Origin of the sequence: Enterobacter sp. 50588862, from assembly GCF_001462935.1 — a bacterium.
GTDB lineage: Bacteria > Pseudomonadota > Gammaproteobacteria > Enterobacterales > Enterobacteriaceae > Enterobacter > Enterobacter bugandensis.
In genome coordinates this window covers 14,409-30,447 of record NZ_LNHM01000036.1, presented here as the reverse complement: position 1 = coordinate 30,447, position 16,039 = coordinate 14,409, and the positions used below count along the sequence as shown (strand labels likewise).

General features: G+C 58.3%; 20 protein-coding genes. 9 read left to right on the top strand and 11 right to left on the bottom strand.

Annotated features, from left to right (window positions below; all coding sequences use genetic code 11):
• Window positions 1–9: 9 nt before the first annotated feature.
• The 4 genes from APT89_RS18360 to APT89_RS18345 form a co-directional block, all read right to left on the bottom strand.
• Entirely contained in the window at window positions 10–390 is a 381-nt protein-coding gene (locus APT89_RS18360) for a response regulator transcription factor (protein ID WP_041911343.1), read from the bottom strand.
• Window positions 391–410: 20 nt separating this feature from the next.
• Complete coding sequence (locus tag APT89_RS18355) at window positions 411–674, bottom strand: XapX domain-containing protein (RefSeq protein WP_041911344.1); 264 nt, start codon at window positions 672–674, stop codon at window positions 411–413.
• Window positions 671–892, bottom strand: coding sequence for a DUF1427 family protein (locus APT89_RS18350; protein WP_060573235.1), 222 nt, complete (start codon window positions 890–892; stop codon window positions 671–673). Before APT89_RS18350 ends, APT89_RS18355 begins: the two co-directional genes overlap by 4 nt.
• Before the next feature lie 61 nt (window positions 893–953).
• On the bottom strand, window positions 954–1,640 hold the full coding sequence (locus APT89_RS18345) for a hydrolase (RefSeq protein ID WP_023331928.1): 687 nt from the start codon (window positions 1,638–1,640) through the stop codon (window positions 954–956).
• A gap of 219 nt (window positions 1,641–1,859) precedes the next feature.
• Between APT89_RS18345 and APT89_RS18340 the strand changes: the two genes are divergently transcribed.
• From APT89_RS18340 to APT89_RS18325, 4 genes are read left to right on the top strand one after another with little or no spacing between them, the layout of a single operon-like run.
• Window positions 1,860–3,731 (top strand): amidohydrolase, encoded by a 1,872-nt coding sequence (locus APT89_RS18340; RefSeq protein ID WP_060573234.1) that lies wholly within the window; start codon window positions 1,860–1,862, stop codon window positions 3,729–3,731.
• Window positions 3,731–4,138, top strand: coding sequence for a DoxX family protein (locus tag APT89_RS18335; RefSeq protein WP_032643915.1), 408 nt, complete (start codon window positions 3,731–3,733; stop codon window positions 4,136–4,138). The genes APT89_RS18340 and APT89_RS18335 overlap by 1 nt, the downstream gene beginning before the upstream one ends.
• Complete coding sequence (locus APT89_RS18330; RefSeq protein WP_060573232.1) at window positions 4,135–5,754, top strand: MFS transporter; 1,620 nt, start codon at window positions 4,135–4,137, stop codon at window positions 5,752–5,754. The genes APT89_RS18335 and APT89_RS18330 overlap by 4 nt, the downstream gene beginning before the upstream one ends.
• Before the next feature lie 30 nt (window positions 5,755–5,784).
• The gene (locus APT89_RS18325; protein WP_060573230.1) at window positions 5,785–6,606 is read left to right on the top strand and encodes an alpha/beta fold hydrolase; all 822 of its coding nucleotides are present in this window, start codon (window positions 5,785–5,787) and stop codon (window positions 6,604–6,606) included.
• Window positions 6,607–6,645: 39 nt separating this feature from the next.
• Here APT89_RS18325 and APT89_RS18320 read toward each other — a convergent pair whose 3' ends face one another.
• Both APT89_RS18320 and APT89_RS18315 read right to left on the bottom strand, forming a co-directional pair.
• Window positions 6,646–8,040 (bottom strand): MFS transporter, encoded by a 1,395-nt coding sequence (locus APT89_RS18320; RefSeq protein WP_060573228.1) that lies wholly within the window; start codon window positions 8,038–8,040, stop codon window positions 6,646–6,648.
• Window positions 8,041–8,085: 45 nt separating this feature from the next.
• Window positions 8,086–9,174, bottom strand: coding sequence for a cellulase family glycosylhydrolase (locus APT89_RS18315; protein WP_060573226.1), 1,089 nt, complete (start codon window positions 9,172–9,174; stop codon window positions 8,086–8,088).
• Window positions 9,175–9,359: 185 nt separating this feature from the next.
• Between APT89_RS18315 and APT89_RS18310 the strand changes: the two genes are divergently transcribed.
• Window positions 9,360–10,367, top strand: coding sequence for a LacI family DNA-binding transcriptional regulator (locus APT89_RS18310; protein WP_060573224.1), 1,008 nt, complete (start codon window positions 9,360–9,362; stop codon window positions 10,365–10,367).
• On the opposite strand, the gene fosA is transcribed toward APT89_RS18310, so the two are convergent.
• Window positions 10,353–10,778, bottom strand: a complete 426-nt coding sequence (fosA, locus tag APT89_RS18305; RefSeq protein ID WP_045330267.1) for a FosA/FosA2 family fosfomycin resistance glutathione transferase — start codon at window positions 10,776–10,778, stop codon at window positions 10,353–10,355. The genes APT89_RS18310 and fosA overlap by 15 nt on opposite strands.
• 199 nt (window positions 10,779–10,977) lie before the next feature.
• Here fosA and trpS point away from each other — a divergent pair, with 199 nt between their 5' ends.
• The 3 genes from trpS to APT89_RS18290 all read left to right on the top strand — a co-directional run bounded on the left by trpS (window position 10,978) and on the right by APT89_RS18290 (window position 12,928).
• Window positions 10,978–11,982, top strand: coding sequence for a tryptophan--tRNA ligase (trpS, locus tag APT89_RS18300; RefSeq protein WP_060573222.1), 1,005 nt, complete (start codon window positions 10,978–10,980; stop codon window positions 11,980–11,982).
• Between the two features lie 175 nt (window positions 11,983–12,157).
• Window positions 12,158–12,502, top strand: coding sequence for a hypothetical protein (locus APT89_RS18295; protein WP_060573220.1), 345 nt, complete (start codon window positions 12,158–12,160; stop codon window positions 12,500–12,502).
• Window positions 12,503–12,556: 54 nt separating this feature from the next.
• Entirely contained in the window at window positions 12,557–12,928 is a 372-nt protein-coding gene (locus APT89_RS18290; RefSeq protein ID WP_060573218.1) for a hypothetical protein, read from the top strand.
• A gap of 51 nt (window positions 12,929–12,979) precedes the next feature.
• Here APT89_RS18290 and APT89_RS18285 read toward each other — a convergent pair whose 3' ends face one another.
• The 4 genes from APT89_RS18285 to APT89_RS23630 all read right to left on the bottom strand — a co-directional run bounded on the left by APT89_RS18285 (window position 12,980) and on the right by APT89_RS23630 (window position 14,818).
• Complete coding sequence (locus APT89_RS18285) at window positions 12,980–13,393, bottom strand: hypothetical protein (protein WP_239689091.1); 414 nt, start codon at window positions 13,391–13,393, stop codon at window positions 12,980–12,982.
• A 21-nt stretch (window positions 13,394–13,414) separates the two neighbouring features.
• Entirely contained in the window at window positions 13,415–13,678 is a 264-nt protein-coding gene (locus tag APT89_RS18280) for a hypothetical protein (protein ID WP_046621075.1), read from the bottom strand.
• Window positions 13,653–14,183: a DUF2778 domain-containing protein gene (locus APT89_RS18275; protein WP_023295850.1), complete on the bottom strand. Its 531-nt coding sequence runs from the start codon at window positions 14,181–14,183 to the stop codon at window positions 13,653–13,655. The genes APT89_RS18280 and APT89_RS18275 overlap by 26 nt, the downstream gene beginning before the upstream one ends.
• Window positions 14,184–14,350: 167 nt before the next feature.
• Complete coding sequence (locus tag APT89_RS23630; protein ID WP_072201795.1) at window positions 14,351–14,818, bottom strand: SymE family type I addiction module toxin; 468 nt, start codon at window positions 14,816–14,818, stop codon at window positions 14,351–14,353.
• Window positions 14,819–15,118: 300 nt separating this feature from the next.
• Here APT89_RS23630 and APT89_RS18265 point away from each other — a divergent pair, with 300 nt between their 5' ends.
• Window positions 15,119–15,997 (top strand): phosphorothioated DNA-binding restriction endonuclease, encoded by an 879-nt coding sequence (locus APT89_RS18265; protein WP_060573216.1) that lies wholly within the window; start codon window positions 15,119–15,121, stop codon window positions 15,995–15,997.
• Window positions 15,998–16,039 lie beyond the last annotated feature (42 nt).

Sequence of the window (16,039 nt, the reverse complement as noted above, 5' to 3'; positions counted from 1 at the left end):
CCGCGATCCTTATTGTCGGCGGGCCAGCTCCCGCTGTATATGATCCAGCAGAATATCGATGTTAATGGGCTTACGCAAAAAAGCAGCGGCGCCCAGATTAAGAGCGTACCGCTGCATATTTTCATCAGCATGACCGGAGATAAAGAGCACGGGCGGAGGCGGTACGGCCAGCAGCCGCAGCTTGTCAAACAGCTCCAGGCCGCTCATGCCCCGGAGCTTGATATCGGTGATCACCAGCGCCGCGCCGGACAGGGCAAGCGGATGGCTGAGAAACACCTCTGCCGAATCAAAGGTGTCGGTTGAATAGCCTTCCGACTCCAGGAGATTACTCAACCCGCTGCGGACGGAACGTTCGTCATCAATGATGGCAATGCGCCACGGCAGCGTCATGCTGTTTTTCCTCTAACCAGTCATTTAACGTCGCGAGGGTCCTTCGCGGGCGCAGGGGGCGCCGTGCCGCTGATTTTCGGTACGCATTCGTGACGAAACCAGGCGAGGGTAAACGGTTCGCGACTCAGTAAACGCCGTCCCACCGGGATGAGCTGTTCACCCACCAGCATGCCAAACAGGCCAAGCAGGGCGACAACCGGCGGTGCCGGGGAATGAACGTCGAGCAGGGCGTAAATTACCCCAGCAACCACGCCGCACACCAGCGAAATTATCCATGCTCTCATGACGTCGCTCCCGTCTGCGATTTCACCTGCGGAACCGTTATCTGAGGAGGCGGCGCGCCGTCGCGGGATAACAGATGGCGCGTCGCCTGTTCACCCGCCAGCATCCCCAGCAGGCCAATCAGCGCCAGCGCGGGCGGCGCGGGGGAGCGCACCTTCAGCACGGCATACATCAGGCCAATCAACACGCCTGCGGCAAGGGATATCAGCCCAGTACTCATTGTGAACTCCAGAGAAAGAGGCAGCGGCGAGCCGGATGAGGGACCAGCCCGCCGACGGGACTTAGCGAGCCGGGACCGGCGCTAAGGTGCGGTGCTCGCTCTTCTGGCGAGACGGTGCTTTGTGCACCATGGTGTAGGCGTAATCCACGCCCATGCCGTACGCGCCGGAGTGTTCGCGCACGATATCCATCACCGCGGTGTAGGTCTCTTTACGCGCCCAGTCGCGCTGCCACTCCAGCATCACCTGCTGCCAGGTCACCGGGATCACGCCTGCCTGGATCATGCGCTGCATCGCGAAGTCGTGGGCTTCCTTGGAGGTGCCGCCGGACGCGTCCGCCACCATATAAATTTCGTAGTCGCCTTCCAGCATCGCGCACAGGGCAAAGCTGTTGTTGCACACTTCGGTCCACAGGCCGGCAACCACCACCTTCTTCTTGCCGTTAGCCTTCAGCGCGTCGCGCACCTTCTGGTCGTCCCAGGAGTTCATGGAGGTACGCTCCAGAATGTCCTGACCCGGGAAGACGTCCAGCAGCTCCGGATAGGTGTTACCGGAGAAGCTTTCGGTCTCAACGGTGGTGATGATGGTCGGGATGTTGAACACTTTGGCCGCTTTCGCCAGCGCCACGGTGTTGTTTTTCAGCACCTGGCGGTCAATTGACTGCACGCCAAACGCCATCTGTGGCTGGTGATCGATAAAGATGATCTGACAGTTCGCAGGGGTTAACACTTCGAGCTTTGAAGAGGTCATAGCATTTTCCAGTGGTTAAGGGTAGAAATCGCCGCGAGCGACGCGGCGATAAAGTCACCCTCATCCTGCGGATTTCCGTCGCCGCGCGTAATTATCTCTTCGTATAGTTAACCTTAGGTATAGTTATACTTTGGTATACCTATCCTATTGTATAACTGGATCTTTGCCGAAACCGGTTCCCATAATCCTGACCATTCCCCCTCTCAGTCAGGAGCAGTTATGGTTACCCTCGGTAAAGCCGATCTTATTCTGGTTAACGGCCAGTTTCACACCGTCGATCGCGAGAACCCTGTCGCGGAAGCCGTTGCCGTGCGCGACGGAAAATTTCTGGAAGTGGGTACCGTCGCCGGGGTGATGCAACACCACGGCGACGGCACCAAAGTGGTCGACTTAAAAGGCCACACCGCCATCCCCGGCCTGAACGACTCGCACCTGCACCTGATCCGCGGCGGGCTGAACTACAACCTCGAGCTGCGCTGGGAAGGCGTGCCGTCGCTGGCCGACGCCCTGCGGATGCTGAAAGAGCAGGCCCTGCGCACGCCGTCGCCACAGTGGGTTCGCGTGGTGGGCGGCTGGAGCGAGTTCCAGTTTGCCGAGCGCCGCATGCCGACGCTGGACGAAATTAACGACGCCGCGCCGGACACCCCGGTCTTCATCCTGCACCTGTACGACCGCGCCCTGCTCAACCGCGCCGCGCTGAAGGTGGTCGGCTACACCAAAGACACGCCAAATCCGCCGGGCGGGGAGATCCAGCGCGACGCCAACGGCAACCCGACCGGGATGCTGATTGCCCGTCCGAACGCCATGATCCTCTACGCCACGCTGGCAAAAGGCCCGAAGCTGCCGCTGGAGCAGCAGGTCAACTCCACGCGCCAGTTCATGCGCGAGCTGAACCGTCTGGGACTGACCAGCGCCATCGACGCGGGCGGCGGCTTCCAGAACTACCCGGAAGATTACGAGGTGATCGCCGAGCTGCACGCGAAAAAGCAGATGACCATCCGCATCGCCTACAACCTCTTTACCCAGCGTCCGGGCCACGAGCTGGAAGATTTTGAAAAATGGACCGACATGCTCACGCCGGGACAGGGCAGCGATTTCTTCCGCCACAACGGCGCGGGCGAGATGCTGGTCTTCTCCGCCGCCGACTTCGAAGATTTCCTCGAGCCGCGCCCGGACCTCGCGCCGGGCATGGAGGACGAGCTGGAGCGCGTGGTGCGCCATCTGGTGGAGCACCGCTGGCCGTTCCGCCTGCACGCCACCTATAACGAGTCCATCAGCCGCATGCTGGACGTGTTCGAGAAGGTGAACCGCGACATTCCGTTCAACGGCCTGCACTGGTTCTTCGACCACGCCGAAACCGTGTCGCAGGCCAACATCGACCGCATCAAAGAACTGGGCGGCGGCATTGCCGTGCAGCACCGCATGGCCTTCCAGGGCGAGTACTTTGCCGAGCGCTACGGCATCGAAGCCACCCGCCACACGCCGCCGGTGGCGAAAATGCTCGAGACCGGCGTGCCGGTGGGCTTAGGCACCGACGCCACCCGTGTGGCGAGCTACAACCCGTGGACCGCGCTCTACTGGCTGGTCTCCGGCCGCACCGTCGGCGGGATGCAGATGTACGATCATAGCGCCCGTCTGGATCGCGATACCGCCCTGATGCTCTGGACCCAGGGCAGCGCGTGGTTCTCCAGCGAGCAGAACCAGAAGGGGCAGATCAAGGTCGGCCAGCTCGCCGATCTGGCGGTACTGAGCAAAGACTACTTCCGCGTGCCGGAAGAGGAGATCAAGGGGATCGAGTCCGTCCTGACGGTGGTGAACGGCGACATCGTCTACGCCGCGGGCAGCTTTGGCCCGCTCGCCCCGCCGGCCATCCCGGTTCTGCCCGAGTGGTCCCCGGTGGTGAAGGTGCCCGGCCACTACCGCAGCGCGCCGCCGCAGGCCGCACGCGTGGGTATGAGCGTGGCTCACCACTGTAGCGGCCCGTGCGGGGTTCACAGCCACCAGCATGATTTCGCCCGCACGTCAGCGATGCCGGTGTCCGACGATAACGCTTTCTGGGGGGCGCTGGGATGCAGCTGCTTTGCATTCTGATGAAAAACACCACTATGCCGCCCCGGGTCGACCTGGGGCTGTTCTTCCTGCGCCTGACCGGCAGCCTGCTGCTGCTCTACGTGCACGGCCTGCCGAAGGTGCTGCACTTCAGCGAAGAGCTGACGCGCATTGAAGATCCGTTCGGCTTCGGGCCTTACGCGAGCCTGATCCCGGCTATCGTCGCCGAGGTGGTTTGCCCGCTGTTTATCATTGCGGGCGTGTACACCCGCCTGGCGTGCCTGCCGATTATCGCCGTGCTGCTGGTGGCGATGCTGGCGGTGCACCCGAACTGGTCGATTGCCGAAGGGCAGTTTGGCTGGCTGCTGCTGATTATCTTCACCACCCTTGCCCTCACCGGGCCTGGCCAGTGGCGGCTGCAGCGTAAGGCAGCGGAGAGGTTCGCATGACCCAGGTTAACGACGTTCGCGACGCACACGTCGAGACGACGCCCGCACCAACGCTTTCGCCCTGGCAGCCGCTGAGCCAGCCGGTGTTCCGCATGCTGTGGATCGCCACGGTGGTCTCTAACGTCGGCTCATGGATGAGCGACGTCGGCATCAACTGGAGCATGCTGACCCTGAGCGCCGATCCTTTAGATATCGCGCTGGTGCAGGCGGCCAGCAGCCTGCCGATGTTCCTCTTCGCCCTGCCGTCCGGGGTGATGGCGGACATCGTTGACCGACGTAAATACCTGCTCTTCTCCCAACTGTGGGTGTTCATCGCCGCCGCCGGGCTGACGGTGCTCTCCTTCACCGGACACGTCACCCCCGCGGTGCTGCTGGTAGCAACGTTTCTGCTGAGCGTGGGGGCGGCGATGAGCTCGCCGCCGTTCCAGGCCGTGGTGCCCGATCTGGTGAGCAAGCCGGAGCTGGGCGCCGCCGTGGCGCTGAACTCGCTCGGGGTGAACATCAGCCGGGCGATTGGCCCCGCGCTGGGCGGCTTTCTGCTGTCGCTCGCCGGGCCGTGGATGGTGTTTGCCCTGAACGCGCTTTCCGTGGTCGGCGTGGCGTGGGTGCTGTGGCGCTGGCGTCCGGCTCCGTCCATACAGCGCCTGCCACCGGAGCACTTCTTCTCTGCGGTGCGCACCGGGATTCGCTACGTGCACGCCGCGCCGGTGCTGCGCAACGTGCTGGTGCGCACCGTGGCCTTCTTCGTTTTCGGCAGCGCGGGCTGGGCGCTGCTGCCGCTGGTGGCGCGCCGCGAGCTGGGCTTAGGCCCGGCGGGCTACGGCGTGATGCTGGCGTGCATTGGCCTGGGGGCCATTGCCGGGGCGATCCTGCTGCCGCGCCTGCGCCAGCGGCTGAACGCCGACCGCCTGATGGTGGCCGCCAGCCTGGTCTTTGCCCTCACCATGCTGGCGCTGGCGTTCGTGCGCCACGTCTGGCTGCTGAACCTGTTTGAGTTCTTCACCGGCTTCGCGTGGATTGCGGTGCTCTCCACCCTCAACCTCGGCGCACAGCGCAGCGCCGCCCGCTGGGTGAAGGCCCGGGCGCTGGCGGTCTACCTGACGGTATTCTTTGGCTCGATGACCACGGGCAGCGCCATCTGGGGGCAGATCGCCTCGCAGTTCGGTACGCCGACCTCGCTGGTGGTCGCCACGCTGGGGATGGTGCTGGCGAGCGCCACCGTGTTCCGCTGGAAGCTGGAGAAAGATCCTGACTTAAACCTCGACCTGAGCGGCCAGCCGCTGGACGGCGTGGAGATCGACCTGCCGAACGAGCGCGGCCCGGTGCTGGTCTCGCACGAGTACATCATCGACCCGCACAACGCGAAGGCCTTCCTGGAGGCGGTACACGAGCTGCGCCGGGTGCGCCGCCGCGCCGGGGCGATGAGCTGGGCAGTGTACGAGGATATTGAGCGTCCCGGTCTGTTTATTGAGACCTTCCTGATGGGCTCGTGGATTGAGCATCTGCGCCAGCAGGAGCGCCACACCATGAATGACCTCCTGCTGCAAAGCCGCGTTCTGGCTTTTCATCAGGGCACAACATCACCGGCTATTCGCTACCTGGTCGCGCCGGTATAACCATAACCATCACCTGTACAGGAACACACTATGGCAACGTTTAAGGCAAAAGACGGCACGCAGATTTACTACAAAGAAGGCGGCGCGGGCAAACCGGTTCTCTTCAGCCACGGCTGGCCGCTGGACGGCGACATGTGGGACAGCCAGCTGAACTACCTGGCCGAGCGCGGCTTCCGCGCTATCGCCTTTGACCGTCGCGGCTTTGGCCGCTCGGATCAGCCGTGGAACGGTTACGACTATGACACCTTTGCGTCCGACATCAACGACCTGATCGTCACCCTGGACCTCCAGGACGTTACGCTGGTGGGCTTCTCCATGGGCGGCGGCGACGTAACCCGCTACATCAACAACTACGGCAGCGCGCGCGTGGCCGGGCTTGCGCTGCTGGGCGCGGTAACGCCGATTTTCGGCAAATCCGATAGCTACCCGGAAGGTGTTGATCAGAGCGTATTCGACGGTATTCGCGACGGACTGCGTAAAGACCGCGCCCAGTTCATCAGCGACTTCGCCACCCCGTTCTACGGCACCAACGCCGGACAGACCGTTTCCGCGGGTGCTCTGACCCAGACGCTGAACATCGCCCTGCTGGCCTCCCTGAAGGGCACCATCGACTGCGTGACCGCCTTCGGCGAAACCGACTTCCGCCCGGATATGGCGAAAATCGACGTGCCGACGCTAGTGATCCACGGCAGCAACGACCAGATCGTGCCGTTTGAAAGCACCGGCAAGCTGGCGGCGGAGATGATCAAAAACGCCACGCTGAAGGTGTACGACAACGCGCCGCACGGCTTCGCGCTGACCCACCAGGACCAGCTCAACGAAGATCTGCTGGCATTTGTGAAGTCGCTTTAAGTCATTACGCGAAGCCTGATGGCGCTTCGCTTATCAGGCCTACAAGGGCTGGTCCTGTAGGCCGGGTAAGGCGCAGCCGCCACCCGGCGTTTTCGCAGACGCGTTCCGCTCCGCCAGCAGCCGACAAACCTCCGCGTGCTTCTCCTCGGTAAAGGTAAAGCGCGACATAAAGCCCATGCGGATCAGCGACCCAATCGCCGGCAGCAGGCAAATCCCAAAGAACAGCCCCGACAGCACGCCTTCGCTCTGGATTTGCGCCTGCGGCACGTAGCCGATCATCGTCAGAAACACGCCGATTAATCCGCCGCCCACCGCCACCGACATCTTGCCGGTAAAGGTCTGTCCGGAGAAGGTGATCGCCGCGCAGCGCTTGTTCGTGTGGTACTCCGCGTACTCGATGGTGTCGGCAATCATCGACGAGGTGAGGATGTTGGTCATCATCACGAACAGCGTGCTCAGGCCGAGCAGAATAAACAGCATCGTCACCTGCTGATACCCGACAAACCACATCACCACGCGCACCGCCACGTCCAGCCCGCAGAGGATCATAAACAGCTTCCGCTTCTGCATCCGGCGCGTCAGCATCGGGGCGACCAGGCACAGCATCGCCGCCACAATTCCCATCACGCCAATCGCCATTTGCAGGCTGCCGTCGCCCAGGTTGTTGATAAAGAAGTAGATGTATAGCCCGCCCGCCACGTTGTGGAACACGCAGAAAAAGAACGACAGCAGGACGATAAACAGCGGCTTGTTCTGACGCAGGTTGTGGAAGGTGTCGCGGATAGTCACCTTTTCCGGGCTCGGCGGCACGCGCTCTTTGATCTGCATAAAGCCGTTAAGCATCAGCGGCAGCCCCACCAGCATCATCACCAGCGCCGCCATAAAGTAGCCTTTGTCATTGCTGTACTGGGCGAAGTAGGCCGCCAGCTTCGGGAAGAAGATGTTGGCGCAGGCAATCCCGGCGTTCACCCCGAGCATCGCCGCCGTTACCGCGCGGGTGCGCTGCCCGGAGTCGTTGGTCATCACCGACGACATCGACCAGAACGGGATATCGGAGATGGCGTACAGCGTTCCCCACAGGATGTAGGTCACCCCGGCGTAGAGGATTTTGGTGGTCATGTCCGCTTCAATTTTATAGAACGACAGTAGCGTGACGCCGGTGATCAGCAGCGGGGCGATCAGCAAAAAGTGGCGAAACTTGCCGAACCGGCTGTTAATGGTGTCCATAATGCTGGCAAACAGCGGATCGTGAACCGCGTCCCACGCGCGGGCAATCAGGAAGATGGTGCTCGCCGCCAGCGCCGAGATCCCCAGCACGTCGGTGTAAAAATAGTTAATAAACGAACCCACTAAACCAAAGCTAAAACACTGACCTAAACCATAGCCAAAGTAAGACCACAACTCGCGAGACGGTATTTTCATTGTCATTGCCATAGTGCGTACCTGGTTGCCCGGCGGCTGACCGCCGGGTCGTTATTATTAGCCCTGCGGATTAGGGGCGATTTTGCGCAGTTTCTTCATCAGCGCGATTTCAGCGCGTGAGAACGGGATGCCGTTCTCCTCAAACACGTCGTGGAACCACAGGCGGCAGTAGTCCGTGGACGCCTTCATCACCACCGGCCACGGCAGCCACGTCTGGGTTTTACCGCGCACCAGCCCCCACTGGTATGGCGCGACCTTCGCCATGTACATCAGCGGCAGCTGCTCTTCGATGGTGCCGCCCACGTGACGCGCCAGCCATTCGGTGCAGAACAGCGGGCGACCAAGCTGTTGCAGCTGCTGGATAATCGCCGTCATGCGCCCGGTGGGGGTGTAGGCGTGGAAGCTCACCACGTCCGAGAGCGCCAGCGCGGTCTGGTCCAGCGGATGCTGGAAGAACGTCTCGCCCTCCTCTTCCGGCGGCAGGCGCCACGCGCAGACGGTGAGCGGCTGGGTTGGGTCTTCTTCGCGCACCCACTGGAATGCGAGCTTCATCAACTCGTGCGCGCAGGTCTCCAGCTTCGCGTCGTACTGCACCTCCTGCGTGCCCGTCGCGAAAATGCCGCGGTTGCCCGGCTCGTTATAGAGATCCCACAGCAGCACGCGCTTATCGTCGCGGAACTGGCGGACAACGTCGCGGATATAGCGTTCAATGTCTGCCCAGCAGTCCGGATCGCACACCTTGTCGCGCCCCGGGCTCGCCGCCGCCTGGCTATTGTGCTTGCCCGGCACCGGCGGCTTTTGCGGGCCGAGGTACGGCTCGTCGCCGGAGAAGCCGCAGTCGTCCATCAGGGTCAGCATGGTGCTGAACCCGTAGCCGTCGGCAATCGTCAAAAAGCGGTCGATGCGCGCCATCAGCCCGTCGCGGTCGTGCTCCCAGACGATAAACGGCAGGTTAATGCGCAGGGTGTTGTAGCCCGCGTCCGCCGCCCAGCCCAGCTCGCGGTCAATCGTCCCGGCATCGAAGGTCTCTGCCTGCCAGATATCGGTCCAGTTCACCGCCGTCGACGGCAGATAGTTAAACCCGCACAGCCAGCCTTTTTGCTCGTACCACGCCTGTGCCTGCTCCCTGCTCCACTGCTCTTTCATTACGCGTCCTCTTACTGATAATATTTAGCTAATAAATATTAGCTGCGGGATAAATGCGCAAATCACGGCGATAAGAAAAGCGACGCCCCTCACAAAGTTCACGCTTCGATGAATGAGAAACGTGATCGACGGCGCTAAAGCGTGCGGTTAGGGTATGATGCGAAATCGCGAAAGGGAGAGGACGGATGAAGCGAAAAACGAAAGTGACGATGAACGATATTGCGCGGGCGGCAGGGGTGTCGCAGGCGACGGTATCGCTGGTGCTTAACCAGTCCCGCAACATCAAGCTCAGCGACGACACCCGCCAGCGGGTGATTAGCGTCGCTACCGAGCTCGGCTACGACCGCCTCCCCACCGTTCACGCCCCGCGCAACCAGGAAGAGATCGCCCTGCTGGTGAGCTCCATGCAGAGCTTCGACCCGTTTATCGACGCCATCAGCCAGGCGCGGGAAGCGGCGTGGCGCAACGAGACCCTGCTCACCGTCTACGACTACGGCGACGACATTGAGCTGGCGCTGAACATCATCCGCCAGCTGGAGAAGCGCAACTGCATCGGGATTATCCTTGCCTCCCCGGTCACCACGCTGGTGGACATGACGGCATTCCAGGACTGCACCCGCATCCCGCTGGTGCTGCTCAACCAGCGCGACCCAGGCTCGCCGCTGCTGCCGTCGTTTATTCCGGACGACTACGCCAACGCCTTCCAGGTGACTAAACACCTCATCGCCTGCGGGGCGACGCGCATCGCCCACATCACCGGCGAGAGCTGGATGGAGGCTTCCCGCCAACGTCTGGCGGGCTACCAGGCGGCGCTACAGCAGGCCGGACTCGCGTGCGGCGACGGTCTGGTGCGCCAGACCAACTGGCAGTTCAGCGAGTCCTTTACCGCCACCACCTCTCTGCTGGAACTGGCCGAGCGACCGGACGCCATCTTCTGCGCCAGCGACTGGCTGGCGATTGGCTGCTATCAGGCGCTGGCGGTGAACGGCGTGCGCATCCCGCAGGATATGCTGCTGGCGGGCTACGACGACCAGAAGATCTCCGAGCAGCTCACCCCACCGCTGACCAGTATCCAGCTGCCCTACAGCGAGCTGGGACGGCTGGCGGTTGAGTACCTGTGCAATCAGGAAGATGCCGCCACGCACGTGACGCTGGCGGGCAGGCTGAAGGTGCGCGCCTCAAGCCTCGTCTGAGGTAAACACCATGCCCGCGTAGGGCTTCTCGCGACACGCCGCCAGCCGCGCGGCGAGGCTGCCCACGTGCAGCTCCAGCTTGTGCCCGTCCGGGTCGAGAAAATAGAACGACGCCCCCTCGCTTTTGTTCTGCTTCCAGACGGTGACGCCCGCCTGCTCAAGCCTTTGCGAGAACGGTTCAAAATCCGCTTCCGCCACGGTAAACGCGTAGTGGGTATAGTCGCTCTCCTGCGGCGGCACGTACCGGCGCGCCTCGTCGTACGACAGGCAGACCCACAGATCGCCGCAGGTGAGATAGGCCCCGGTATTCCAGCGGGCGTGCAGCGTCAGACCAAGCAGTTCGTGCCAGAAGGTGACGCTTTTTTGCAGGTCGCTGACCGCGAGGGTCAGGTGGTTGAGAGATTGCAGCATGACGTGCCCTTTTGTTTTTCGCGCAGGACGTGGTACGGTAAAGACATGAACATAAACCACGCCGTGCTCACCGTAAACCGCTGGTGGCTGCCTTCTTAAAGGCGGCACGGAGTAGTTTTTCCCATTTTCAGATAGCCGCCGAAAGGCGGCTTTCACATTTCTAAGACCCCTTTCGGCATTACAACGTTAAGGAGTCTTTATGAACGCACCCACCATCCTCACCGGCGATCGTCCAACCGGCCCGCTGCACCTCGGCCACTTCGTCGGATCGCTGCGCCAGCGCGTGGCGCTCCAGCAGACGCACAACCAGTTTGTGCTGATTGCTGACCTGCAGGGGCTGACCGACAACGGCAGCAACCCGCAGAAGATCCGCGACAACATCCCCGAAGTGTTGGCCGACTACCTCGCCGCGGGCATCGACCCGAACCTGACCACGATCTGCCTGCAATCCGCCCTGCCCGCCCTTGCAGAGCTGACGATGCTGTATATGAACATCGTCACCGTCGCCCGCGTGGAGCGTAACCCGACGGTGAAAAACGAGATTGTGCAGAAAGGCTTCGCCCGCTCGCTGCCGGTCGGGTTTATGGCCTACCCCATCAGCCAGGCAGCGGACATCACCGCGTTCAAGGCCGAGTGCGTGCCGGTCGGCGACGACCAGCTGCCGATGATTGAGCAGACCAACGAGATTGTGCACAAGATGAATAGCCTGCTGCCCGCCCCGGTGCTGCGCCACTGCAGGGCGATGCTGAGCGACACCAGCCGCCTGCCCGGCATCGACGGCAGCGCCAAGATGTCGAAATCGCTGGGCAACACGCTGCACCTTTCGGCCAGCGAAGAGACCATTCACCGTGCGGTAAGCGCGATGTACACCGACCCGAACCACCTGAAGGTGAGCGACCCGGGGCAGATTGAGGGGAACGTGGTGTTTACCTACCTCGACGCGTTTCATCCGGACAAGGAGAAGGTGGCGGGGATGAAGGCGCACTATCAGGCGGGCGGGCTGGGGGACCGGGCGTGCAAGAACGAGCTTGAAGCGTGCCTGCAGGAGCTGATTGCGCCGATGCGGGAGCGGAGGGCGGTGTATATGCAGGACAGGGGGGAACTGATGGCGATGCTGAAGCGCGGGACCGAACGGGCGCAGGGGGTGACGCAAGAGACGTTGAGGGAGGTGAAGGTTGGGTTGGGGGTGCCGGTGTTTAGTTAAGGTAGATTTAGCGGTGGAGTGCGTGGGATAGGCATGAAACCGCTAACTTAATTATTACGGAAATCAGTGAGGCGCGATAAATTCTGAAATGCATTATTAGCCAATGTCGTTTGTCATTCTGTTGAGAGCGCTATATTCATAGACTCTTAATATTTTAAACGTCGCGGCAAAAGCTATGAGCAAGTTTATTATTTACATGCTGAATATATTATTTTGTGGTTATGTACTGGCTACATGCCTCATTTCTTTGGTTAGTTTTGATAACTGGGCGGACCGTACAATCGCAATAACAATCATATTAGGAAGTGCACAACTTATTGCGACATTACTTAATCGGGTGTTGCCTCATAAGTTACATATTTTAGGGGGGATAGCTGAACTGATAGAAGGTCCGCTATTAGTGATTGGCGCAATTGTGTGTCTGGATGTGTTTGAACCCTGGCCGATAAAGATTATTGGGATGTTTACGTGGATTGTTTTGATTTTCTTTGTACCTTCAATAATAAGTCCCAAACGTTAACTCAGTCTATTAATCAATGTCTACGTCATTTCTTCACCCACGGAATCCAACATAATGTACCCCACTCTTTCGCAGGTCATTGAGGTTGTACGTCAGTCCTCGGGACATAATAGCAAGCGCATTGATGAGAACACCCTCATCGAAGCCGACCTCGATATCTGCGGCATGGATGGCGATGCCCTGATTGAAGACTGCGAGGAAGCGTTTGGCGTTACGCTCGCCACTGAAGAAGATGGCTATGAGAAAACTTTTTCCCTCGCTGAAAACGAGTTTCTTTTTAGCACCGAGGGCATAGATTACTTTGGTATCTGCCGTTTGATTCGCAGGTTACGAGGCATTCCCGAACCTGTGATACGCGATTTAACCGTTGGCGAGCTTCATGCTGTACTGGTTAAGGCTGTGAAAGAGCAGATAAAGCACGAGTGATTTTTTCTTACTACGGGCATGGGATGACATGCCCGTTACCTATCACTTTGGTCAGTTCAATGTCACCCGTAGCGGTATTAAAGTACAGATAGAAAAATCTGCGTTTAACCGTTCGGGTTTCGACCAGACCTCCTTCACTTCCAGGCTACGCTTTTCCTTCACATACCCCAGCGTTTCGAGATAAGCGCGCAACGACGCAGCACTGGTAGCGCCTTTAAAAATGATACTGTTTGAAGGTTCGTAACCATCGCCCGAATGCGCCTCAAAATAATAGTCGTCCGTTACTTTTGGGGCGTTCTTAATATCCTTGTCTGTCAGTATCCGGTAGTGGAAAAAATCGTTTTCCGTATAAACGGTCGTCGCATCAGAATCAGATGCCACAAGCCATACAAACAACCATCCGAGGATACATACAGTGGCAACCGTGAGCGCTGACCACTTCAGGGCGTTTAAAAGGATTGTCATAAAAAATGCCCATGAAATGTCTTATCCCTGCCTTAGATTGCATATCTTCCGAATGGCGAACATCAGTAGCGCGGTAACGACGACCATCATCCCACCCAACACCCACAGGAATGATGGGTCTGCTTCACCATCAGCAAACCCCAGACCGGTGCGATTTAAAAAATCATTGCTGGCTTGAGACAAGTAATCGAGCAAGCCTCCCAGAGGAAACAGGACGATAAAGAAGGAAGCAATGAGGCATGCCAGACCAATCAGGATATTATTTTTTAACTTTGCATGAAGCATAATCAGCCCTTCCTGTCACATCAATACGTCCATATGCCATCAACCCTTTACCACCAGGAACACGAATCTTCTTACGTGCAAGCAAAGATTGTCTGACCAGTTGAAAATCAGGGATATTATAGAACGTTATGCATCCCCACGACTCTCCCTCACCATTCGGCCTCAATGGATGAAGTCGAAATGAGCCTCTGTCGACCCCATTCACAAATACGTTATCAGCCATGGTCGAAGCATTAAACAAGCCGAACCATTCAGAATGATCGGTCCCGTTCTTGAAGTCTTTAACAAACCGCTCAACCCGGTTGGCAATACTGCCTTCCGGTGCATCAACGATCCAGTACGTGCCCACTGGTAATGCAGCATTCCTGATAAAGGCGCACTCAGCAATATTGGTTACGGGTTCTATCCCTGAAAAAACGGGAAACGTCCCAACGCCATAAACGTGTAGTTTCAGTCTTCTTCCATCGGCGGAGACATCGTTGTAATCCATCCTACAAATCTGCATAGTAATCCTCCCTGTCGCTTTGCGGAGAATGTTACAACCGATTTATTGAGTGCACCAGCGGTGATAGATAATTCATGTGAAAAACAAGAAATACGGACATGAATGCGCATGTCCGTATTGATTTATCCTTTTACAGGATTAACGAAGAGAGATTTTAGATATTATTCTTATTCTGCCAGACCATTTCCGCGCTTCACCATAGGTATATCTCCCGTATCATTCAGCGCCCCCGGAAACGTCTTCAGCCACTGCGCGACTTTCTGTTTATTTATATTCACCACGCTCATGCCTTCCAGGCATCCCCATAATTCTCTTGTATGCTGTGGCGTAATCACAATGCAGTCTTTCATAGCGCGGATTTTTACCGGCATACCGTTGATAAAGCCCGCGCGGGTTAACCAGTCGCCGCCCAGCAGAAGGTATTTCATGTCTATGCGCGCATACAGTTCGCAGCAAGCGGCACTGTCCTGCGGCGTTTCGGCGCGGGGATGGACGGGCGCTGCGTTGGGCGGGTTGCCGTGTAAACGGCGGGCGCTGTTTTTGCGGACCAGCTCGCGGTTTTCAATCATGCCGGTGAAAGCGTCTGATTCTGTTTTGCAAACGGTAAACTCTGGCTTAAAATTCGTCGCAGCCATTTTCAACTCCTCGATAGTTGGTTGTGGTTAGCGGTATGGGGGTGTTGCAGCACCTTCATATCGCGAATTCCTTGTTAAATTTTCTTTGTTACTTCCTTTGCCGTTCGGCGTAATTTCTGGTGCTCATTATACAGGGCTGAATATAAATACAGCGGTTTGGCGTGGGGTAAATTTGGAATTTGCGAGGTGGATTCAGGAAATAGAGTTATGTACGGTAAGGTCATGTTTTTGTTGATTGCGGGTTGATTGGTCTGGATTTTGCGAGCATCATCGCAATTATTTACCTTCTTCCGTAACGCGATGGCTTCCAGCAAAACTCTCGAACAGGCAATTGCCGACATCACCATCTGGCGCAAAGGCGAACAGCGTGCGCCGCATAAGCCATTATTGCTTCTTTACGTGCTGGCGAACTATCAGCAGGGGCATGCGCGACTGTTTGATTACGGTACTGAGGTCCACGAGCAGCTGCTTAACCTGTTAGAACGCTTTGGCCCGCAACGGAAGGCACATTACCCGAATATGCCCTTCTGGCGGCTTAAGGGGGATGGGTTCTGGGATCTTCAGAATACTGAGTTCTGTTCGACCACTGGTAGTAAGCAGCCGCCCGTTAAAGAACTTGTGGAGCATAACGTCGCAGGCGGGTTTGATGAAGAATACTTCGCGATCCTGAGTAAGAACAAAAACCTGATCGGCTCGCTGGCGCAGCAGATCCTTGAAGCGCATTTTCCTGAGAGCATTCAGGAAGAGCTCGCGGATGAGATGGGTTTTGATATCCAGCAGATCCGTAAGGTTCGCGATCCGCTTTTCCGCCAGCAGGTGTTGCGTGCTTATAACTATGAGTGCGCAATCTGCAGATTTAACATGCGACATGATAACGCCTCCGTTGGACTTGAAGCCGCGCATATCAAGTGGAAGCAGTTTGGCGGGCCGTGCGAGATCCCGAACGGACTAGCGCTGTGCGCAATTCATCATAAAGCGTTTGATAAGGGTTCGATTGGGCTGGATGAGAATATGAGGGTGCTGGTATCTGAGGCGGTGAATGGGAGTGGGATAGTTGGAAGACTGTTCTGGGATTTTGCTGGGAAGCAGATTGCTCTGCCAATCATAAAAGGCAACTATCCTGGAGAGGGTTTTGTAGAATGGCATCGTAGGGAGGTGTATAAAATGAACTCCTACTGATACTCGATCATTTCTTATTTATCATTACTGCAACAGTATAAC

Coding starts and splice junctions, on each gene's coding strand:
- APT89_RS18360 (WP_041911343.1), bottom strand. CDS start 390: ATGACGCTGCCGTGGCGCATTGCCATCATTGATGACGAACGTTCCGTC.
- APT89_RS18355 (WP_041911344.1), bottom strand. CDS start 674: ATGAGAGCATGGATAATTTCGCTGGTGTGCGGCGTGGTTGCTGGGGTA.
- APT89_RS18350 (WP_060573235.1), bottom strand. CDS start 892: ATGAGTACTGGGCTGATATCCCTTGCCGCAGGCGTGTTGATTGGCCTG.
- APT89_RS18345 (WP_023331928.1), bottom strand. CDS start 1,640: ATGACCTCTTCAAAGCTCGAAGTGTTAACCCCTGCGAACTGTCAGATC.
- APT89_RS18340 (WP_060573234.1), top strand. CDS start 1,860: ATGGTTACCCTCGGTAAAGCCGATCTTATTCTGGTTAACGGCCAGTTT.
- APT89_RS18335 (WP_032643915.1), top strand. CDS start 3,731: ATGAAAAACACCACTATGCCGCCCCGGGTCGACCTGGGGCTGTTCTTC.
- APT89_RS18330 (WP_060573232.1), top strand. CDS start 4,135: ATGACCCAGGTTAACGACGTTCGCGACGCACACGTCGAGACGACGCCC.
- APT89_RS18325 (WP_060573230.1), top strand. CDS start 5,785: ATGGCAACGTTTAAGGCAAAAGACGGCACGCAGATTTACTACAAAGAA.
- APT89_RS18320 (WP_060573228.1), bottom strand. CDS start 8,040: ATGGCAATGACAATGAAAATACCGTCTCGCGAGTTGTGGTCTTACTTT.
- APT89_RS18315 (WP_060573226.1), bottom strand. CDS start 9,174: ATGAAAGAGCAGTGGAGCAGGGAGCAGGCACAGGCGTGGTACGAGCAA.
- APT89_RS18310 (WP_060573224.1), top strand. CDS start 9,360: ATGAAGCGAAAAACGAAAGTGACGATGAACGATATTGCGCGGGCGGCA.
- fosA (WP_045330267.1), bottom strand. CDS start 10,778: ATGCTGCAATCTCTCAACCACCTGACCCTCGCGGTCAGCGACCTGCAA.
- trpS (WP_060573222.1), top strand. CDS start 10,978: ATGAACGCACCCACCATCCTCACCGGCGATCGTCCAACCGGCCCGCTG.
- APT89_RS18295 (WP_060573220.1), top strand. CDS start 12,158: ATGAGCAAGTTTATTATTTACATGCTGAATATATTATTTTGTGGTTAT.
- APT89_RS18290 (WP_060573218.1), top strand. CDS start 12,557: ATGTACCCCACTCTTTCGCAGGTCATTGAGGTTGTACGTCAGTCCTCG.
- APT89_RS18285 (WP_239689091.1), bottom strand. CDS start 13,393: ATGACAATCCTTTTAAACGCCCTGAAGTGGTCAGCGCTCACGGTTGCC.
- APT89_RS18280 (WP_046621075.1), bottom strand. CDS start 13,678: ATGCTTCATGCAAAGTTAAAAAATAATATCCTGATTGGTCTGGCATGC.
- APT89_RS18275 (WP_023295850.1), bottom strand. CDS start 14,183: ATGCAGATTTGTAGGATGGATTACAACGATGTCTCCGCCGATGGAAGA.
- APT89_RS23630 (WP_072201795.1), bottom strand. CDS start 14,818: ATGGCTGCGACGAATTTTAAGCCAGAGTTTACCGTTTGCAAAACAGAA.
- APT89_RS18265 (WP_060573216.1), top strand. CDS start 15,119: ATGGCTTCCAGCAAAACTCTCGAACAGGCAATTGCCGACATCACCATC.